The organism is Pontibacterium sp., assembly GCF_041587635.1.
Taxonomy (GTDB): domain Bacteria; phylum Pseudomonadota; class Gammaproteobacteria; order Pseudomonadales; family Balneatricaceae; genus Pontibacterium.
This window is the reverse complement of record NZ_JBFGYC010000001.1, coordinates 1-17576: the sequence shown is the minus strand read 5'-3', so window position 1 is coordinate 17576 and position 17576 is coordinate 1. Positions and strand designations below refer to the sequence as shown.

Sequence of the window (17576 nt, the reverse complement as noted above, 5' to 3'; positions counted from 1 at the left end):
ATGAAATCAGGCATGGATCGCTCAACGGGAAAGCTGATAACGGGGCTGGCGTACTTATTTCAGCGGTTGTCTGATGTGCTCGCGACGGAACTCGGCTCGCTGGTAGGTGCGCGCGCTTTCGGCTCTCGCTTGCATGAAATGGTTGATCATAATGTGGATGATCGGTTCCACATGGAGGCATATATCCGGCTGGCGGAGGCGGTCAGCAATCCGGCCAATGGGCTGGAAGACTTTAGGTTGAAAAATATGCGTTTGCAGCGCGTTAAGGCGCATCATATCGAGATTTATTTATCGGGTGAATACGATGGTGAATTTGTCGATCTTGATCCGGTTCCCTGGAGCGTAGTGGTATGAGTGATTTAAATATTAACCAGCTCCCTGATCCGGTGGCTGTTGATCAGCTGGAATATGATGCGATTGTTTTGGCGAATGCTGCCCGCGCCCAGCTAGAAAACGCATCCCCGTCAGATCCTGCGTATCGCGTGATGCTGGCGAATAGTTATCGCGAGTTGCTGGTCCGCCAGGATTTTAATGAGCGCTCCAAGTCGGTGATGCTGGCTTATGCGTCCGGCGGGTATCTTGATCATATCGGCACGACGTATTACCGCGACCCCAATGGTTCCCCTGTTGTGCGGCTGCTAGGCGAAACTGACGATAATTATCGCGCCCGGTTGCAGTTGTCGCCGGAGGGGTTGAGCGTGGCGGGGCCGGAAGAGGCGTATAGATTCCACTGTCGTAGCGCCAGTCCTTTGATTAAGGATGTGGGGGTTGATAGTCCTGCCCCGGTGTCGGTCGTATTGTCTATCTTGACGAATGAGGGTGACGGCACCCCGTCGCCTGAATTGCTGCAGCGCGTGGATAATTATATACAGCCCTTTCGGCCCTTTACTGACCAGGTTCTGGTTCAGCCGACTGAAATACTCGGTTATAGCATTGAGGCTCGGCTATGGCTGCGTCAGGGTGCTGCGCTGGTTGAGGGTGAGCTGTTGTCTTTGTCTCAGTCGCGCGCGCAGGGGTATGTGGATTACCAGCACCGAAGGCGTGGCCGGGCGGTTGGGTCGGGAGTCAATGCGGCATTGACAGTGGAGGGGGTCGAGCAGGTAGACCTGATCGGCTGGAGTGATGTGGTGGCGACTGAGTTACAGGCTCCGTATTGCACCGCATTAAACGTGACAATAGCGGGGTATGTATGAGCGATAGCGTTTTACCCTCGTCATTATCGGATCTGGAGCGGGATCTGGAGGCGGCGCTTTATCATTTCGATGATATAAGCGCCCCAGTCGAGCACCTGTGGAATCCGGCGGCGTGTCCGCTGCCTTTACTGCCGTACTTGGCATGGGCGCTGTCAGTGGATCAGTGGTCGACTGATTGGCCTGAGACGCGAAAGCGCGCAGTAGTGGCGGCCAGTCTTGATATTCATCGAATCAAGGGCACCCGCCAAGCCGTAGAAATTGCGGTTGATTCCATTGATGAGCAGGTTGATTTAATTGAATGGTTCGAATTTAAGCCCCCGTCTTTGCCGGGTACATTTTCGGCCCGGCTAGAAATTGATGTCTGGCCTGACCAGTCCCGGCTTGATCAGGTGCGGCGGGTGATTGACGCCGCTAAACGAAAAAGTGCTCATTATGATCTGGCTGTACAGGCAACTAATGCCGGGCCGGTGTACGTGGGTTGTGCATATATTGATACCGTGGTGGCTGAGTCTTTGCCGATGCCTGCGGTAATAGAATCGGGGGTCTAATGGCGTTAACTACGCAATACGGTGAGGCTGCAATTGCGGCGGCAGCGGTTTCTGATGAGAAAATTCAGGTTGATCAAATAGTCATCGGTGATGGCGGCGGGGCGGTTCCGGTGTTTGATGGATCAGAGACGGCGCTGGTTAATCAGGTTGATGCGCTGCCTGTTCGCGCGGTGTATCGCAACTCAAAAAACCCGAATTATATCTATATTGAAGCTGAAATACCTTTTGATTCGGGGGGCTATACAATCCGCGAGGCGGCGGCAATTGATGCTGCTGGGAATGTGCTAGTGATTGGCCCGTATGCCGAAATAGATAAGCCCGCAGATACTGATGTTCATGCTCGCGCTTTGATTGTCCGGCTGGTTGCGGTGGTCAGCTCCACTGAGGCGTTTACCCTGGTGCATGAGTCGGGCGGCGATGGGTATCCTAGCAGGTTTTTGCTTGAAGCCGCGCAGCAGATCCCGCCGGGGGCTACGATCAAGCTTGGCGAAGACGGTCGAGCGTATCTAGAGGGACCTGTTTCTAGAGCTGATCTTTCTACGTATGACAATCGTGTTTATGCCTCAAATTTGCGTTATCAGTTGTGTGATTTGGGCGGTTTGCTGGCATCGGTTCAGGTCGTAGCTGAAGCGGGTTTCGCGTCGTACTTTAGTTTTGTTGGGTATAGTGCTGCAGGCGAGCTGCAGCGCTTGCATAGCGCTCACAAATCGATCACGGCATATGAAACATCTAACGGCGGTTATCATCCGCTGATAGCGCCCGTTCCGGCCACGCAAAAGGTGCTGGCGCTTCAGTACTCGTATAGCGACCCTACGGCGTATGATACCGGCGCGTTTGTTGTTGATTTCAATGGCGGATCGATCACTGAAACCGCATTTTCTCAAGTCAACGATGGCACGGCGGGCAACAATATTGCGAACCCCTGCGCGCTTCGATGGATGAGCGAGGACGCTGATAAGCACTACTATGTCGCACTGTTTCGAATAGGCTCAGTAACGCCCAAGGCATTGGTCGTTTCGGTCGCCAAACTTGATGATTCAATTGCCGTTGAATCGGCCACTATTTTGGATCGTAGTATTGAATATTCCGGCGATCTTTTTCGTATTGACGGTGGGCATTTTGCGTTTATAGATGATGCGGGCGAGCTGTGTGTGTATCAATTTTCAGTCGGCGGTGTGGTGTTGTCCGCCGCTGTCGCCACTACTACCCGCACCACCGTGGATTTTGCCCGGTCCGCGTTGGTTGGGCTGTCATCTACGGAGTTTTTGATTGTTCACTATACGGATTTTGAGTATGTGCTAGATGAAGGTGTTGTTACTGAACCCGCGTTTATTGTTGCTCGTACAGTGGTGTTTTCTGCCGACTATTCGGCCGCGTCCGTTGGCGATGAAGTGCGTGTGCCTGTTCGGTTGCGCCATGTCTATCAAGCGGCGGACCACCTGTCGTTTCATCCCTGCATAAAACTTTCTGCGCACGCGGACGGCACGGTTGATGTTTTTGCTAATGCGGGTTCAGCGCTGGCGCTTAAGCTCAATCCAGACTTTTCTACGGGCGCAATTCCTGTTGTTGCCCGTTCGGCGGCATTTGCGGGTCATGGCGTCGAAAGTCTTTACCTGTTTAATGGTAATAGCCATGTGGTGTGCGCGACGGATAGCGGCGCAATTCGGTATGGCTTGGTGAGCTATTCGTCTGAGCTTGCGTGCAAAGCTGCGGCTACCCCGGTTGCGATCAATCATACCGGCTCAGCAATCCCTGCAGGCGATTCGGCGTACTTCAGCTCTATTGTTCCGCCCGCCCGCATGATGCTGGGGTATTCAGGAATGGAAGTCGGCGCTGTTCAGTCTGAGACGCCGGGTGACACGCCGTTTAGCGGCTACAGTCAGATCAGAAGATTGCGTGCGGTAACGCCTGATGTGCTTATTCAGGATTATCCTGAATTCAGCCCTAGCTAATGGATGATAAGAATGGAAGTTCACATTATTGATGGCAAAGAATATGCCTTGAACCCGCTCACGGGCAACGCTTGGAAAGCGGGGGAATGGGATGGGTTTGACGCTGCTGTTTTTGCTCACCGTCAGGCCGCTCAGGCCACATTGTTAGCGGCAAAAAAAAAGCCGCTTTCGATCAGTAAGACTCAGTTTGTAAAGTTGTGTCAGGGTGCTGGAGGTATGACAAATGCCATGCTGACGCAAAGTTATAGTGACCCCGATCTATCTGCCCTCTGGATTAAAATTAGCCTGGCGGATGGGCTGGATAAAGATGATGAGGATGTGGAAGAGGGGGTTTTTGAGCTGGAGCGGCTGGGTTATTTGCCAGCGGGCGCGGCGTCAATTTTTGATAGCTGGCCGTCAAAAGCAGAACAATAAACTTAACCTATTTAACAACCCGTCTCGACGGGTTTTTTTATGTCTGAAATAAATGGAGATAAAAGCGTATGCCAGGCGATTACCTGCACGGCGTTGAACAGTTTTTCCTAGATGACCCAAACCGCCCGATTGTCATTCTCGCGGCGTCCACTATCGGCCTGGTTGCTACGGCAGACGATGCCGACGCGGCCACGTTCCCCCTGGGGGTTCCTGTGCTGTGCAACAGTGACAAGCTGATTGCGAAAGCGGGCACCACAGGCACCCTGCGCAATGCACTGAAAGACATCTACCGCCAAACCGGCGCGGTGGTTGTAGTGGTGCGCCAGGCTGAAGAAGATGTAGAGGCGGACCAGATTGCGGAAGTGATCGGCGGTATCGATAACGAAACCGGCAGTTACTCCGGCATTAAGGCGCTGCTGGCGGCGGAATCCCTGGTCGGGGTTAAGCCGCGCCTATTGATTGCGCCGGAATTTTCCCAGTTGCCCGCTGTGGGTGCCGCGCTGGAATCCACGGCCAAAAAGATGAACGCCATCCCGATTATTGACGGCGATGAGTCCGGTTATAGCCCGGTCATTGCGGCCTGTGCGACCTACCAGGAAGCCTACTTTGTGAATGGTGGCGCGCGTCTGTTTGATGTTGATCAGGCGGCAGAGGTCGGGCGCTATGCGTCGGCCACGGTGGCGGGTCATATCGTCCGCGTGGACAACGAGGAAGGCTACTGGCACAGCCCCTCTAACCGCAAGGTATACGAGATCCTGGGCAGCCGTGAAATCATCGATTTTGCGGTGGGCAGCAAGACCTGCAAAGCCAACCTGTACAACAGTGAAAACGTCTCGTGTCTGGTGCGCAAACAGGGCGGCTTGTATCTGCGCGGTAACCGCCTGGCGAATGGCATCATGCTGCCACACCAGCGTATTCGTTACCTGGTGGGTGATTCCATCATGCAAGCCCATGAGGAGTACGTGGACGGCAATGTAACTAAGGGTTATGTCGAGTTCGTCACCGACCGGGTAAACAAGCTGCTGCGCCGTCTGACGCTCCGTAAGGTGATTAGCGGCGGCAAATGCTGGGTTGATAAAGAGCTGAATATCTCAGCGATTGGCACCAGTCAGGTGTTCTGGGATTACGACCTGGGGTTTTATGACGTCGCTGAGCGCATGACATTCCGCCAGCACGTTACGGACAGCTATAACCAAGCCATTTTCGAGTAAACGGGGTAAGGCATGAGCGCAAAACTACCTTCGGTATTGGAAGATACCAATATCTTTTTTAAAGACGAATCGTGGGCGGGCCTGGCGAATGAAGCCACGCTGCCAAAGATTGCCGTAAAAATGGCGGATCAGGTGCTGGCCGGTGTGGCGGGCACGATTGAACGCGACCTGGGCAAGCTGGAGAAGATGGAGGCGGGCGTGGTCGTCTCTGATATGTCCGCCAAGGTGATCGATCTGATCGGCTCCCAGGACAGCCGCGACGAAGTGCTGACCTTTCGCGGTGCGGTCAATGCGGACGATGCGAATCGCGCGGTTGTTGTGAAGATGCAAGGCTTCTGGAAAGAGGTGGAGTTTAACGCCTGGAAGCCGGAAGAGATGATGTCCAGCAAGTTTGCGATTGCCCTGGAGTTCTTCGAACTGTCGGTTGATGGTGTCGAGGTGATCTATGTCGACAAGCTGGCGAACATTTTCCGCGTGAACGGCAAAGACCGCAACCAGTGGAAACGCGAAGCCCTGGCGCAGTAATGCGCCGGGATTTGGCTTAAAGAATTGACGAATTAACGAATTATGGAAGGTCTGCATGTCTGCTAAAGTGCTGTTAACGTCCCCGCTGGTCCGGGGTGAAATGGAAGTGTCTGAAATCGAACTGCGCGAGCCGAAAGCGGGCGAGCTGCGCGGCCTGAACAACATGGATGTGTTGCAAATGTCGGTGACTGCCCACCGCACGTTGATCCCGCGCATTTCCAGTGTCACCGCGAATGAGTTCGACCAGCTGGCCCCGGCGGATCTGATCCAGCTGCAGCAGGCGGTTGTTTCTTTTTTCTTGCCTGGGGATCAATAAAGCTCCCCGCCGATGTGATGGAAATGGAGGCGGATATATTCCTGGTCTTTACCGGCTGGGATGCCGCCACCACTGCAAGTATGACCGTGCCGGAACTGATGCGCTGGCACGCAATCGCCCTGCGTCGTCATGAGATGGCAAAGGAAGCAGACGCCGGGTAGTCCTTGGGATTGCCCGGCTTTTTTTGTGTCTGGGGAGTGCGATGGCAGAAAACAAAATGCGGCTCAGTCTGATCATGGGCATGGTGGATAAGATCACCGCGCCCGTAAAAAAAGTGACTGACGGCACCGCCAAAATGACCGGCCAGGTGAAGAAAACGCAAGAGCAGCTTAAGCGCCTGGGTAATACAACCGACGATATAGAGCATTTCCGAAAGCTGAAGCGCAGCGCCGGGGCCACTGAAACCGCCTTGGAAGAAGCCCAGCAGCAGGTCAATCGCATCGCGCGTGAAATGGATAAGGCGGGCGGCTCTACCCGTAAGTTAAATCGTGAGTTTGAACAGGCCAAGCGCAAAGTAACCGGCCTAAAAAATGCGCAAGGTAAAGAACAGCAGCAGCTGCGCGAATTACGCCAGCGGCTGGATCAGGCGGGCGTATCCACCCGTAAGCTGCAGGAAGGCACCCGGCGTATCAAAGCCGAAACGGAACAATACACCCGGCAGTTGAAAGCCCAGGAAACGGCCCTGGACGGCGTGGCAAAGCGCCAGGCGGATCTTAACCGGATCACTGAGCGTAACCGCAACATGCGAATGGATGCCACGGTGGACGCTGCAGGCGTCGCAGCAGGCGTGTATGCGGTTAAGCAATTGACCGATGCCTATGGGGATGTTGCCAGCGCCCAGGGTGAAATCCAATCTCTGGGCATCGATGCGGACGGGGTGGCGACAATCACCCGCCAGGCTCGCGCGTTCTCCAATGAGTGGGCAGGCACCGCCCAGGAAGATTTCATCAAAGCGAGTTACGACATTAAGTCCGGCATTAGCTCGCTGAGCAATGACGCGGTCGGCGAATTTACCCGCATTGCTGCCTTAACCGCGACCGGCACAAAGTCCCAGGTGGATACCATGACCAGCCTGTTTGCGTCGGGTTACGGGATCTACCGCAAGCAGTTTGACCAGTTTGGTGCGCAGACGATTGAAGGTTGGGACAGCCTCTCTCAGCAAGAACGTGATATGAAATTTGGCGAGTACTTTTCCGCCGGTATTTCATCCAGTGTGCAGGCATTTAAAACCGACGGTTCGCAAATGTCTCAGGCGATCTCTACGCTGGGTGCAACAGCAACGTCGGCCAATGTGTCTTTTGCTGAGCAGCTGTCTATTTTGGGCCAGCTGCAGGCCACGATGTCCGGCAGTGAGTCGGCCACCAAATTCAAAGCGTTTTTACGCGGCGTTACCAAGGCGGGTGATGAGCTGGGGCTGTCGTTCGTAGACTCAGAAAACAACATCCGCAGCATTCCCGAAATTCTGGACGAGCTTAAAGCCAAATACGGCGAAACCCTGGACGCGGTTGAAAGCGCTGAGCTGCAGGGGCTGTTTGGTGATGAGGGTTTAGCCTTTATTACCCAGCTGTACGACAAAAACGAGGATCTGAAGGAAAGCATTAGCGGCATGGAGGGCAGTTTAGGCGGCGGCCTGGCAACCACTCAGAAAATGGCGGAAGCCATCGGCAAGGGCGGCCCTGCAGAAGCGATGCAGCTGCTGAATCAGCGGGTGTTTAACCTGGCGGTGTCCCTGGGGGCGTTGTTCAGCCCGGCAATTATCGCAGTGTCGGATCTGCTGGGCGGCGCGGCTAACGTTGTTGCTAAATTCACCGAAGAGTTTCCCATGCTGTCCCAGGTGATCGCGTTTGCGATTGTCGGCCTGATCGGCTTGAAAGCGGCGTCTGTTGCGGGTCGCTTTGCGTTCTCGTATTTCTCTGACACGGTGAGCACCGTACGGAAAGTGATCGACTTTATGACGGCGGCCAATTTGCGGTCGTCTGCCGCGATGGCCCTGCAGCGCGCCCGTGCTATCGCCGCAACGTCGGCAATGGTGGCGATGGCAACAGTCACAAAAACGATAGCCGTGGCTCAGGGCGTACTGACAGCCGCCCAGTGGGCGCTTAACGCGGCGATGATGGCGAACCCTATCGGGCTGATCATTTTGGGCGTGATGGCCTTGGTGGGCATTGTGGCGCTGCTGATCAAGTACTGGGAGCCGTTAGGTGCATTCTTTAGCGGCTTATGGGATCGCGTGAAAGGCGCGTTTTCCCGTGCCTGGGAATTTATCAAGCTGATCCTCTCGTTTACCCCGCTTGGGCTGCTGGTGAAAGCCTGGGAGCCGCTGAGTAGCTTTTTTGGTGACATGCTGGGCGGTATAACCGGAATGTTTGGTGAAGCCTGGGACTGGATCTCTAGCTCGTTTCTGGAGCCGCTGCAGAGCCTGAAGGCTTCGCTGGGCGGCCTGTGGGACAAGCTTGTAGGTTCGTCTGATGTAGAGGTGAGCCAGACCGTTAACAGCGCCACCGAAGGCGCAGCGGTGGGGGCGTCTGCCGTGGCGGGGGTGGTGCCTGCAGCCAGTGTTGCGCCCCCTGCTTCAGGGTCTACGGTGTTTCAGTTTGGTGACATTGTCATACAGCCTACGCCGGGCATGGATGCGCAAGAGGTCGCCCAACTGGTTGATCAGAAGTTGCGCGCCTGGGTGCGTGAAAGTCAGCGCCAGCAACGCGGCCTGCTGCACGATTAAAGAAATAACGAATTAACGCCGCTGAAAGGCGGCGGGAGGGCCTTAATATGGCTGAAATTATGTGTGCCCTGGGGGATTTTATATTCTCTATGGATGCGGCTCAGTATGACCAGCTGCAGAGTAACCACGCCTGGCGCTGGGCCAAACGTGACCGCCTGGCGCGAAAGCCCGCCAAGGCGTACCAGGGGCCGGACGCCAGCGCGAAAACCTTCAATATCACCATTTACCCCGAAAAGGCCGCTGACCTGGCGCATTTTCCCAACCTGAAAGCCCTGGGGGATAGCGGTACGCCGCATCGATTGGTGGCGGGCGGTACGCAGTGGCTCAACGGTGCAACGGTGCCTGCAGGTGCTGACCTGGGCTTATGGGTAGTGGATGGCCTGCAGATTACAGACAGTGAATTTATGGGCGACGGCACGCCGCTAAAGCAGACCGGAACGCTGTCTATTTCAGAATATGGCGATGATGAGGTTTAAGGATGAAATACCGCACTCAACCCGGCGATATGCTGGATGCTATCTGTCACCGCCGCTATGCAGGCCGCAAGAACGCGGTAGAGCACGCGCTAAGCCATAATCCGGGGCTGTCGAAGCATGGCCCCGTATTGCCCGCCGGGCTTGAAATTGATCTGCCAGACATGGACGCCGCCCCGGTTAAGCAGTCGATCAAGCTATGGGGCTGAGCGTTAACGATTTAACGATTTAACGAAATAAAGAGCGCAAAATGGAACAAGCAAATTACAAAATTGTGGCGGACGGCGAAGACATTACCGGCCTGATCCGTGATCGCTTTATCTCGCTGTCGGTGACGGACGCCCCCGGCGAGGCATCGGATACGATGACCCTGGAGCTGGATAACCGTGATCAGCGTTTGCCATTGCCTGCTACCGGGGCTGCCCTGCAGGTATGGATAGGCATGGGTGAAAGCCTGGTGTTTAAGGGTAATTATCAGGTCAGTGAGTTAGAGGAGCCGCTGGAAGAGGATGTGCTCACGATTCACGGCAAGGCCGCGAAAATGAAAGGCTCGCTTAAGGCTCCCCGTAACGCCTCTTATGACAAAATCACCCTGCAGGCCCTGGTTGATCAAATAGCACAACGCCACGGCTACACCCCGAAAGTGTCCGCTGATTTTGCTGCGCATCGGTTTGAGCATATCGACCAGAATGCAGAAAGCGACATGAGTCTGTTAACCCGTCTGGCGCGGGATCTGGGCGCGATCGTTAAGCCCGTGGCGGATCATTTGATCGTCGTAAAACGCGGCGAGTCTCGCAGTGTGAGCGGCCAGGCGCTGCCAGTGATCACCATTGCAGACCCGCAAAACAGCAAGGGCCGTGTTGCCATCCAGGAACGGGATGATTATCAGTCGGTCGTGGCGCAATGGTTTGATGAAAGCGCGCAAAAGAAAGTGTCGGTGACGGCGGGCGAGGGTGCGCCTGTGTATACCATGCGCGGCCAGTACTCGGATGCGGCTACCGCCACGGCTGCCGCCCGTTCAAAGCTTGGGCAGCTGCAGCGCGGTAAGCGCACCTTGGACCTGGATCGCCCGCTGGCCGCTGAGATTGTGCCTGACTGCACGGTGAACCTGGTGAACCATAAAGCGTCCGCCAATGGTGCCTGGCTGGCCGATCAGGTCACCCATACAATCCGTAGCGGCGAAATTGGCAATACAACGGTCCAGCTCTTAACGCCAGGCTAAAACCGCTGCCCTAACCGGCTGCGCACCCGCACATACATAACCAGGGCGTCACGTAGCGCCCCTGTTCCCAGCTTTCGCCGGATGGCTTTTACCTGTTCTTGCACAGTGTGTAACGACCGCTGGCGTAGACTCGCAACTTCTCCCAGGGTTAGGCCATCCACCAAGTTATGCAGTATTTGGTTTTCCGAGGGCGTGAGGCTGCCCACCCGTGTTTCATCATCGGGCGTGGGGTCTATCACTAAATCGGGGTATTGCGGTGAAAACCGAAGCCCGCGCAACGTATTCCGTAGCCGTTCCAGCGTTTCCGCTTTGCTGAGGTAGCCCGCAACGCCCAGCCGCTGCGCCTCTCTTAATAGCGTCTGGCTGTACAGCTTGGCCGTGTAGAGCAGCACAACGCCGCCCTGTTCATGGGTATGCAGGCACAGTTGCTGCAGGCCGTGCAGGCCGTGGCTGTCCCGCATGTTCAGGTCTGTGATAACAATATCAATGTAATGGGTTTCTAGTTCGTTTAGGGCGCTGCTGAGGTCTGTGGCGGCGCGGATATCCGGCCCCATAAAACAACGCTGTACTTGTCGCCGCAATCCTTTGTGGCTGACTGGATGACCATCCGCTATCAGCACATTCATAGAGGTACTTCATTTCGGCTATTTGTTGATTGATCATTTTACCTGATTTTGGGTATAGATCGCGCGCTATGCATTCCGGCACAATACGCGCCGCTTTGATGCGCTCAAAAAGGCTGTATATTTATACAGCATTGAGGATAATAGGCCGGTACATGGACAAGGCCAAGGAATAGAGAGGACGTTTAAAATGCTCGCAGAGCCTTCCGCTAAATTTGCAACCCATTCCCTAATCTGTATTAATACAGCTGATACGGCAGAAAAAACCGCTCAGATCATGCGTTTTCTATGCCGTACCTGTGACAATGACGAGGATATTGACCCCGGCATGTTGCTAATGCTGAACCAGGTGCGTGAAGCCGTAGAACACATGCGTGACGAGATTCCCACGCAGACACCCGCAAAATAACACCTTATAAGAATTAGTACACAAAAGGTGTAAAAACAAAAAATGCGTGGTATATTTGGTTTTCGCGCGGCGGCTTGGTGAAGTAAAAGCGGTTGCAGGAAGGAAATTCTAAAGAATTCAAAGGCTTATATAAAAGAAAACCCGACTTTTGGCGAGTCGGGTTTCCGAAAGAGTTTCAACGAAAAAAAGACGCTGGAAACCAATCAGTTCCGTTAGTCTAATCGTTGAATCTCGCGTAAGCAAGCCCTATAAGGACAATTTGCGTGAGCAGTTTAACGCCCCAGATGCACAAGCACGGGCGGGCGGATTACCAGTACCCAGGTGTGTTTCTGGGAACAGGTAACCGATGTGGTCATAACCCGGCAGAGCCGCAGTTTGATCGCTACAGCCCCAAGCTTAAAACAGGCAAAAAATACCCGCTGCAGCAGCAAAAGCTGATTGATGCCGTGGACCAATATTATTGGGAGCCTGCCCGCATTCCCACGCTGGCCTATTTGAGCGGCAGTCTTAACGCTGACGGCAGCCCGCGCCAAAACCGATCAGAAGCCCGTGAAGCGCAGACGCTGCTGATTAAGGCTATTCTGTCGATGACCGAATTTGCGACCCTCTTGGTTGGTACTCCGCTGGATAACGGGAAGTTTCTGCACCGTTCTTGTGAAGAGATCGCCCGTGCGGCGGGTTTGCTGCGCAAAGACCAGGCGTTGAGCGATGATCCGGCGTCAGACTGCGTTGTATCCGCCCGCGCCTGGCGTCATATCAAAAACCTGCAGCGTGCGGGGTTTGTGGAGCTGCACCAGCAGTATGAAATTATCCCTGGTGAATATGAGCGCGCCGCCGACGGCAGCCGTAAGCTCAAATACCGTGCCCGCCCAGCAATCAAGTCTGTAAGCCGTGATTTTCTGCTGTCCCTGGGCGCGATTAGTGAAAAAAGTCTGGAAAAATTCAGGAAGGACAGGTCTTCCGCCAAGACTGCCCGTGAAGCCATCTATAACGCTAAATACAACCCGACTATTGAAGATGAAGCCCAGGCCGCCCGTGAGCGTCTGCGTTTAAAGCAGGCTCTGACCGGCGCTTATCCTAAGCCTGGCGCTACACCAGCCCCTAAGCCCGTTAAAACCACCGAACGTACTGGGTTAGAAGTAAAATACAACCGCGCGCGCCTGGAAGCTCTGGTGCAGCTGAAAGCCGCTCACCCGAAGAAGGCCGCCAGCGAGATCACCGCCCAGTTACGCGAAGAATTCCCTTCTTTGGACGATTGGATTCGTCTGCAGCGACAACGAACCTAGCCGCAAGGCTATCCCCCTCCTCTCTAATAACCTGGCACCCGCCGGGCGCTTCCGCTTGCCTCTAATTCAGCTATAACCGCGTTATTGAGCGGTAAATCAGCCTCAACCACATATAAACCCAGCCCCGCCAAAGTAGATTATCGATTCAGGGTATGCGCGCCCATAATAAAAATTTAAGTGTTTTTATTAATCTTTTAAGTAGCGCAGAGAAACTATTAACTGCAGACTGTGAATCTATATTTATCCTCTAATATATTTAATCTAGCCCGTCGCTCACGCCTGGCTTTATTAATGCCTCTGCAAGCAGAGAAGCTTTTTATATGAAGGGAACTAGTCCCCTTCAAGCTTCCCCTACAAACGGTCGCGTTTGAGCCTCAGGAGCTTGGCACGGACTCCGTCCGACACAAGCACCTGAGCCAAGCGTATGAAAACAAAAATTCAGTAAAGTGACTTTCGCGGCATATCCTCACCGCTTCGCGGCTCCGGTATTCCACGGTTCACTTGACAGAATTGTTGCTTTAATTGGTATTTAGATTGGGTAAGCTTGGAGAGTGGTCAGGCAGATCAGGGTTATTGAAGGCGTCCAGCAAGAGGCTTTATCCCTAATTTGCCTGATCACCAATAGTCAGGGCGCTTTATCGGCTTTCGGCGGGTCGGGATCTGGCGTGGGAGCAATGAAACTTCAAGTTCGTTGCTTCTGATCACTGTTCGGCACCAGTCCGCCATTTTCTCAAGGGATCCGCTCGGCGGTCGTTCGGTGTTGTCTTGGGATCTGATCGGCGAAATCACGCCAATTTGAACGCCAGGGCAATCGGCTTTGATCGCTTTTAAGGCAGGGGCCAGGTCTGAATCATTTGTTACCAAAACAACACAGTCAGTAGCGCCCTGAACTGCATTCCTGTACATGGTCAGAGCTATGTTTACATCCGTTTCCTTTTCTTCCAGCTTCCAGACAGCGGTGGTTTCTCGCTTGTTGGGCGGCTTTTGGTAAACAGGAAGATGCGCCTTGGAGTCTGCATAGCGCCCTTTGATGATCTCAATGTGATCAGGATATAGCGTGGTGAGCGCCCGATGGTAGTTGTCCTGGGCATTAGCTGCAGCGGTCCCGCGCGTGGCGAACTTGGTTTTTATTTCTGCGGTAAAGAAATTGATTTTATGCAGCTGTAATGCGGGATTTTGGTCATTCAGGAGAAGGGAAAACAGCTTGTGCAGGTCTAGCCACTTGTAGCCGGAATGTTTGAGACAGCCATAAAACAGGTTGTAGCCATCGATATAAACGGTCGTTCTCAAGTGCCGCGCTCCTTCCTTGGCCCAGAAATGAAAAAACCGCCCGGAGGCGGTTTCTTCGCCCTAGTCTGAAGTGAACTTAATCACAGCCGCCTAGGGTGAGTTGTGAGTTAAATTTACACGCAGAGTGTAAGAGAGGCAAGGTTTAAAAGGGATATTCTGCCGTTTCGGGTTAATTTTCTTTAAATGTGACCCGTCACAACAATCAATTTGATCAATGACACTTGTGCAATTGTTTGGCACCATTCCGGTTCTCTAAGGATCTGCTAAACAAGGAATAGTGTAATGAGTTCAATGACCGCATTGCTGAAGAAAAACAATATCCCCCTGTCTGCCTCGTCTGCTTTCCAGCTTATGGATTACTCTGGCTTGTCGAAGATTTCATATTACGAATCATCAACGGGTAGCGGCCAGCAGAAATGGTTTAGAGAGTTAACCGAAGAGGGAAAGGCTTTCGGTAAAAACCAGTGGGGGCATCATGAGTTCAAAACAGAAATGAGCTTTGATGCTGATGCATTCCCAGGATTGATTGAGATCCTGTCTAAAGCCCTTGCTAAGAGCGTAAAAGAAAGCCAGATTGCGGAAGAGGGCCAGGCTTAGAGCTTTACACTAAATGTGTAATTGTTCTTAAATCGTGGTAATATTTATCCTGTTATTCGGGGTGCTTGACGTCAGATAATAACTGGCGTTAACCTATTCTTGCGCTGACACAATTCAGCGTCGGGATTGACACCTCGGATAACAGGAATGGCCCAGACACGCGCCTGCGTGTTTTTTTGTGCCTGCGCTTTATGGCGGGCTGGGTGAGGCACGCCTTGTGCGTGGCCGGTGGTTCCTGCCGGTAGTGTCAACCTCGTTCAGCCTGCCACCAATCCGATTGACACCGGGCTGGGGGCGTAAATGACCGTATGCGCAAGACTGTGTACACGGTAGTAACTCACTTGCATGTGAGTCGGCACAGGAATATTAGCTATGACCGCACAACCGATTAATCCTATCGATGTAATCACCATCCATGATGACCGGATCGTAACCACCTCTCTGAAAGTCGCTGAAGTATTCGGCAAGCGTCACGATGACGTTTTAAGAAAAATTCGAGGGCTTGAGTGTTCCGCTGAATTTAACGCCCGCAATTTTACGGGCGTTGCTTATTCTGACGGCAAAGGCGAAAAGCGCCCAGCCTACGAAATGACCAAAAACGGGTTTGTTATCCTGGTCATGGGTTTCACTGGCAAAAAAGCGATGCAGTTCAAAGAGGCGTATATTGAAGCCTTCGACTGGATGGCCGATAAGTTGGCGCGCCGGTTGCCAGCAGATCCGCCGATCAGTGAGCAACAAGCCGCCTATCTGCGGTCGTTAGTGTCCAGGATCGCCATGCGTGAGCCAGAAGAGGACAGGCCCCGTACGTTTGCGGCGGTCTATCGTCAGCTGCATGTCGCCTTTGAGGTTTCCCGCTATACCGATATATCCGCCCAGTGTTACCAGGACGCGGTGGAGCTGCTGGAAGATCTGCACCAGAAAGCCACCGGCCCAGTACTGCCCGTCCCGCCTGCAGTCTGTCCGCCCCTGGATGCGATACAGATCGATCTACCCGCCCCGCGTACCGGAATGATAGAGGTGCGTCCTGAATCCCTCCTAAACCCTGACGGTAACGTTATGGGCCAACTGTTGCGCCAATTGAGATCCGCCGCTACTGCTGGACAACCTGTTGCCCTGCAGACGGTCGAAGCCCCGTACCTGGAATGGTGTGCAGCGGTTAACCTGCTGCGCCTGCAGGAGCAGCAACTATCAACCCTGCGCGCCATCATCAAAACGGATACGGTCGTAAACGTCACCAGTCTGTAATACTACCAGGCCGCCTTCGGGTGGCCTTTCATGCGTTAATTAACGAAATAACGAATTCGTTAAAATAAAGCTTGCAGGGTAGGACGTTTCGTCCTACTATGTATCCCATAAGGCCGGGCAACAATGCTCAGGTCAGACCGGGGAATATCCGATGGCTTACGAAAAAATCCGCAAAAACGCTAAAAAGAAAATCACCTCCCTGCTGGGTCAGTCAGTGGGCATTATTGGCAACTTCCCTCAATCGCGCATCGATGACAGCTTTGATTGTAACTACCGTATAGTGAAGGCTGAAGAGGTTTTAGCCTGGCTAGCGGATGCTGACAACTACGCTGATGCCAGGGTCTATTTTGATGCTGATGATAATTGCTTGGTGGTAAAGGGGCCGTATTACTTTTGCGATAGCTTTACGGCGTACCTGTCTGAAGAGGTGTACCAGGTGGCTTTGGATTGGGCCAAGCCTGAAGGTTATAGCGCCCCTGTCGTGGACGATCCCGCGCCAGCCCTACCGAAGAATGTTGTAAGCCTTTGTGCGTACCGCCAGAAGCTGGCAAGTTAAACCGATCTATACGCCAGGCTTTGCCCTGGCGTTTTTAATGGAGTGATAGGCATGTTGAATGTGCGTCCAGAAACGTTAAAGCACCGCTTAACTGGGGAATGGGTTCAGCCGACCGCTGAAGAAGTGCGCGAAGTGCTGCGGGTGGCTGAGTTAACCGGCGCTGCCGCTGGCCGCCTGGTTGGTGTATCCAGTCGCCAGGTGCGGCGATGGGCTGGGGATGAGAATAAAATACCGTTTGGCCCGTGGTGGGATCTTCTGAAACACATAGGTGAGGCGGTTGAGTCGGATGATGCGCTGTTGTCGGTGTCGCGCGCGGATGCTGATCTGTTTCGTGAGTGGTTTAATTGCGTCCAGGATCTGGCAGACCCTGGCTATCTGCAAGCCAAGGATTACGAGGCAGCAAGCCGCTTGTTGCGTGCCCTGGGCGAGCGGGTGCCAAACAGTATTGCAGATAAATTAAAGAATTAACGAATTCGTTAAAATAAAGCTTGTCAATTAGGACGTTTCGTCCTAATATGGTTTCACCGGCTCAGGGAATGGCCCAGCCGACATGCAAAGGGAAATAGCAATGAATATTCATAAAATGAAAGTCAGTGGCACGAAGAATATGGACTCTCAGAAATGGGTTACCTTTCAGGGCGATTCGGTTTTTATTGATTTGCCTGAAGAGTGCATCTCCCCTTCTGATCGTTCGGAAGTTGCATTTATTCGAATCAGCGAGATTCTGCCAGAGCGATACGAAAATGCTAATAAAGGAAGCCTTAATTCTAACGATCTAATTCAGATCCCCGCTGATGCGAAGGTTGTTTTTGTATCTGAAACAATCGCAGATGATAGAGGCCGCACAGTGTTTTCTATTTTGAGTTCCAGCCGTAGCGGGTGCGCTGATGCGTATGGTAATGATGCGGAATATGCAACAGTAAGATTTGATATTGATGAGTCTGGCGCTATTAAAGAATTCTCAGAATAAAGTCCGCCCCACCCAGATAAAGCC

22 protein-coding genes are annotated in these 17576 nt (G+C 53.4%); 20 read left to right on the top strand and 2 right to left on the bottom strand.

Features of this window, described 5'->3' with window-relative positions:
- The 13 genes from ABYW01_RS00110 to ABYW01_RS00050 all read left to right on the top strand — a co-directional run bounded on the left by ABYW01_RS00110 (position 1) and on the right by ABYW01_RS00050 (position 10576).
- Positions 1–354: a hypothetical protein gene (locus ABYW01_RS00110; RefSeq protein ID WP_372830516.1), complete on the top strand. Its 354-nt coding sequence runs from the start codon at positions 1–3 to the stop codon at positions 352–354.
- Positions 351–1193, top strand: coding sequence for a baseplate J/gp47 family protein (locus ABYW01_RS00105; protein ID WP_372830515.1), 843 nt, complete (start codon positions 351–353; stop codon positions 1191–1193). Before ABYW01_RS00110 ends, ABYW01_RS00105 begins: the two co-directional genes overlap by 4 nt.
- Complete coding sequence (locus tag ABYW01_RS00100; protein WP_372830514.1) at positions 1190–1741, top strand: phage tail protein I; 552 nt, start codon at positions 1190–1192, stop codon at positions 1739–1741. Before ABYW01_RS00105 ends, ABYW01_RS00100 begins: the two co-directional genes overlap by 4 nt.
- Complete coding sequence (locus ABYW01_RS00095) at positions 1741–3693, top strand: phage tail protein (protein ID WP_372830513.1); 1953 nt, start codon at positions 1741–1743, stop codon at positions 3691–3693. Before ABYW01_RS00100 ends, ABYW01_RS00095 begins: the two co-directional genes overlap by 1 nt.
- Positions 3694–3705: 12 nt before the next feature.
- Complete coding sequence (locus tag ABYW01_RS00090) at positions 3706–4107, top strand: hypothetical protein (protein WP_372830512.1); 402 nt, start codon at positions 3706–3708, stop codon at positions 4105–4107.
- Positions 4108–4175: 68 nt separating this feature from the next.
- Entirely contained in the window at positions 4176–5318 is a 1143-nt protein-coding gene (locus ABYW01_RS00085) for a hypothetical protein (protein WP_372830511.1), read from the top strand.
- A gap of 12 nt (positions 5319–5330) precedes the next feature.
- The gene (locus ABYW01_RS00080; RefSeq protein WP_372830510.1) at positions 5331–5843 is read left to right on the top strand and encodes a phage major tail tube protein; all 513 of its coding nucleotides are present in this window, start codon (positions 5331–5333) and stop codon (positions 5841–5843) included.
- Positions 5844–5898: 55 nt separating this feature from the next.
- Positions 5899–6159 carry a phage tail assembly protein gene (locus ABYW01_RS00075; RefSeq protein WP_372830509.1) on the top strand — a complete coding sequence of 87 codons (261 nt, stop codon included), beginning with the start codon at positions 5899–5901 and terminating at the stop codon, positions 6157–6159.
- 23 nt (positions 6160–6182) lie between these two features.
- Positions 6183–6320, top strand: coding sequence for a GpE family phage tail protein (locus ABYW01_RS00070; RefSeq protein ID WP_372830508.1), 138 nt, complete (start codon positions 6183–6185; stop codon positions 6318–6320).
- A gap of 41 nt (positions 6321–6361) precedes the next feature.
- Positions 6362–8881 (top strand): phage tail tape measure protein, encoded by a 2520-nt coding sequence (locus ABYW01_RS00065; RefSeq protein ID WP_372830507.1) that lies wholly within the window; start codon positions 6362–6364, stop codon positions 8879–8881.
- A 47-nt stretch (positions 8882–8928) separates the two neighbouring features.
- Positions 8929–9357, top strand: coding sequence for a phage tail protein (locus ABYW01_RS00060; RefSeq protein ID WP_372830506.1), 429 nt, complete (start codon positions 8929–8931; stop codon positions 9355–9357).
- A 2-nt stretch (positions 9358–9359) separates the two neighbouring features.
- Complete coding sequence (locus tag ABYW01_RS00055) at positions 9360–9563, top strand: tail protein X (RefSeq protein WP_372830505.1); 204 nt, start codon at positions 9360–9362, stop codon at positions 9561–9563.
- Between the two features lie 41 nt (positions 9564–9604).
- Entirely contained in the window at positions 9605–10576 is a 972-nt protein-coding gene (locus tag ABYW01_RS00050) for a contractile injection system protein, VgrG/Pvc8 family (RefSeq protein WP_372830504.1), read from the top strand.
- Here the strand turns inward: ABYW01_RS00050 and ABYW01_RS00045 are convergent.
- Entirely contained in the window at positions 10573–11202 is a 630-nt protein-coding gene (locus ABYW01_RS00045; protein ID WP_372830503.1) for a response regulator, read from the bottom strand. The genes ABYW01_RS00050 and ABYW01_RS00045 overlap by 4 nt on opposite strands.
- A gap of 187 nt (positions 11203–11389) precedes the next feature.
- Between ABYW01_RS00045 and ABYW01_RS00040 the strand changes: the two genes are divergently transcribed.
- Positions 11390–11608 carry a hypothetical protein gene (locus tag ABYW01_RS00040; protein ID WP_372830502.1) on the top strand — a complete coding sequence of 73 codons (219 nt, stop codon included), beginning with the start codon at positions 11390–11392 and terminating at the stop codon, positions 11606–11608.
- A 263-nt stretch (positions 11609–11871) separates the two neighbouring features.
- The gene (locus tag ABYW01_RS00035; protein ID WP_372830501.1) at positions 11872–12894 is read left to right on the top strand and encodes a hypothetical protein; all 1023 of its coding nucleotides are present in this window, start codon (positions 11872–11874) and stop codon (positions 12892–12894) included.
- Between the two features lie 615 nt (positions 12895–13509).
- Here the strand turns inward: ABYW01_RS00035 and ABYW01_RS00030 are convergent.
- The gene (locus ABYW01_RS00030; RefSeq protein ID WP_372830500.1) at positions 13510–14184 is read right to left on the bottom strand and encodes an NYN domain-containing protein; all 675 of its coding nucleotides are present in this window, start codon (positions 14182–14184) and stop codon (positions 13510–13512) included.
- A gap of 291 nt (positions 14185–14475) precedes the next feature.
- On the opposite strand from ABYW01_RS00030, the gene ABYW01_RS00025 reads away from it, so the two are divergent.
- From ABYW01_RS00025 to ABYW01_RS00005, 5 genes are all read left to right on the top strand, one after another.
- Complete coding sequence (locus ABYW01_RS00025; RefSeq protein ID WP_372830499.1) at positions 14476–14781, top strand: hypothetical protein; 306 nt, start codon at positions 14476–14478, stop codon at positions 14779–14781.
- Positions 14782–15153: 372 nt separating this feature from the next.
- Entirely contained in the window at positions 15154–16026 is an 873-nt protein-coding gene (locus ABYW01_RS00020) for a Rha family transcriptional regulator (protein WP_372830498.1), read from the top strand.
- A 151-nt stretch (positions 16027–16177) separates the two neighbouring features.
- Complete coding sequence (locus ABYW01_RS00015) at positions 16178–16582, top strand: hypothetical protein (protein WP_372830497.1); 405 nt, start codon at positions 16178–16180, stop codon at positions 16580–16582.
- Positions 16583–16633: 51 nt separating this feature from the next.
- The gene (locus ABYW01_RS00010; RefSeq protein ID WP_372830496.1) at positions 16634–17050 is read left to right on the top strand and encodes a hypothetical protein; all 417 of its coding nucleotides are present in this window, start codon (positions 16634–16636) and stop codon (positions 17048–17050) included.
- A 100-nt stretch (positions 17051–17150) separates the two neighbouring features.
- Positions 17151–17552 carry a hypothetical protein gene (locus ABYW01_RS00005; protein WP_372830495.1) on the top strand — a complete coding sequence of 134 codons (402 nt, stop codon included), beginning with the start codon at positions 17151–17153 and terminating at the stop codon, positions 17550–17552.
- The last annotated feature ends 24 nt before the right edge of the window (positions 17553–17576 follow it).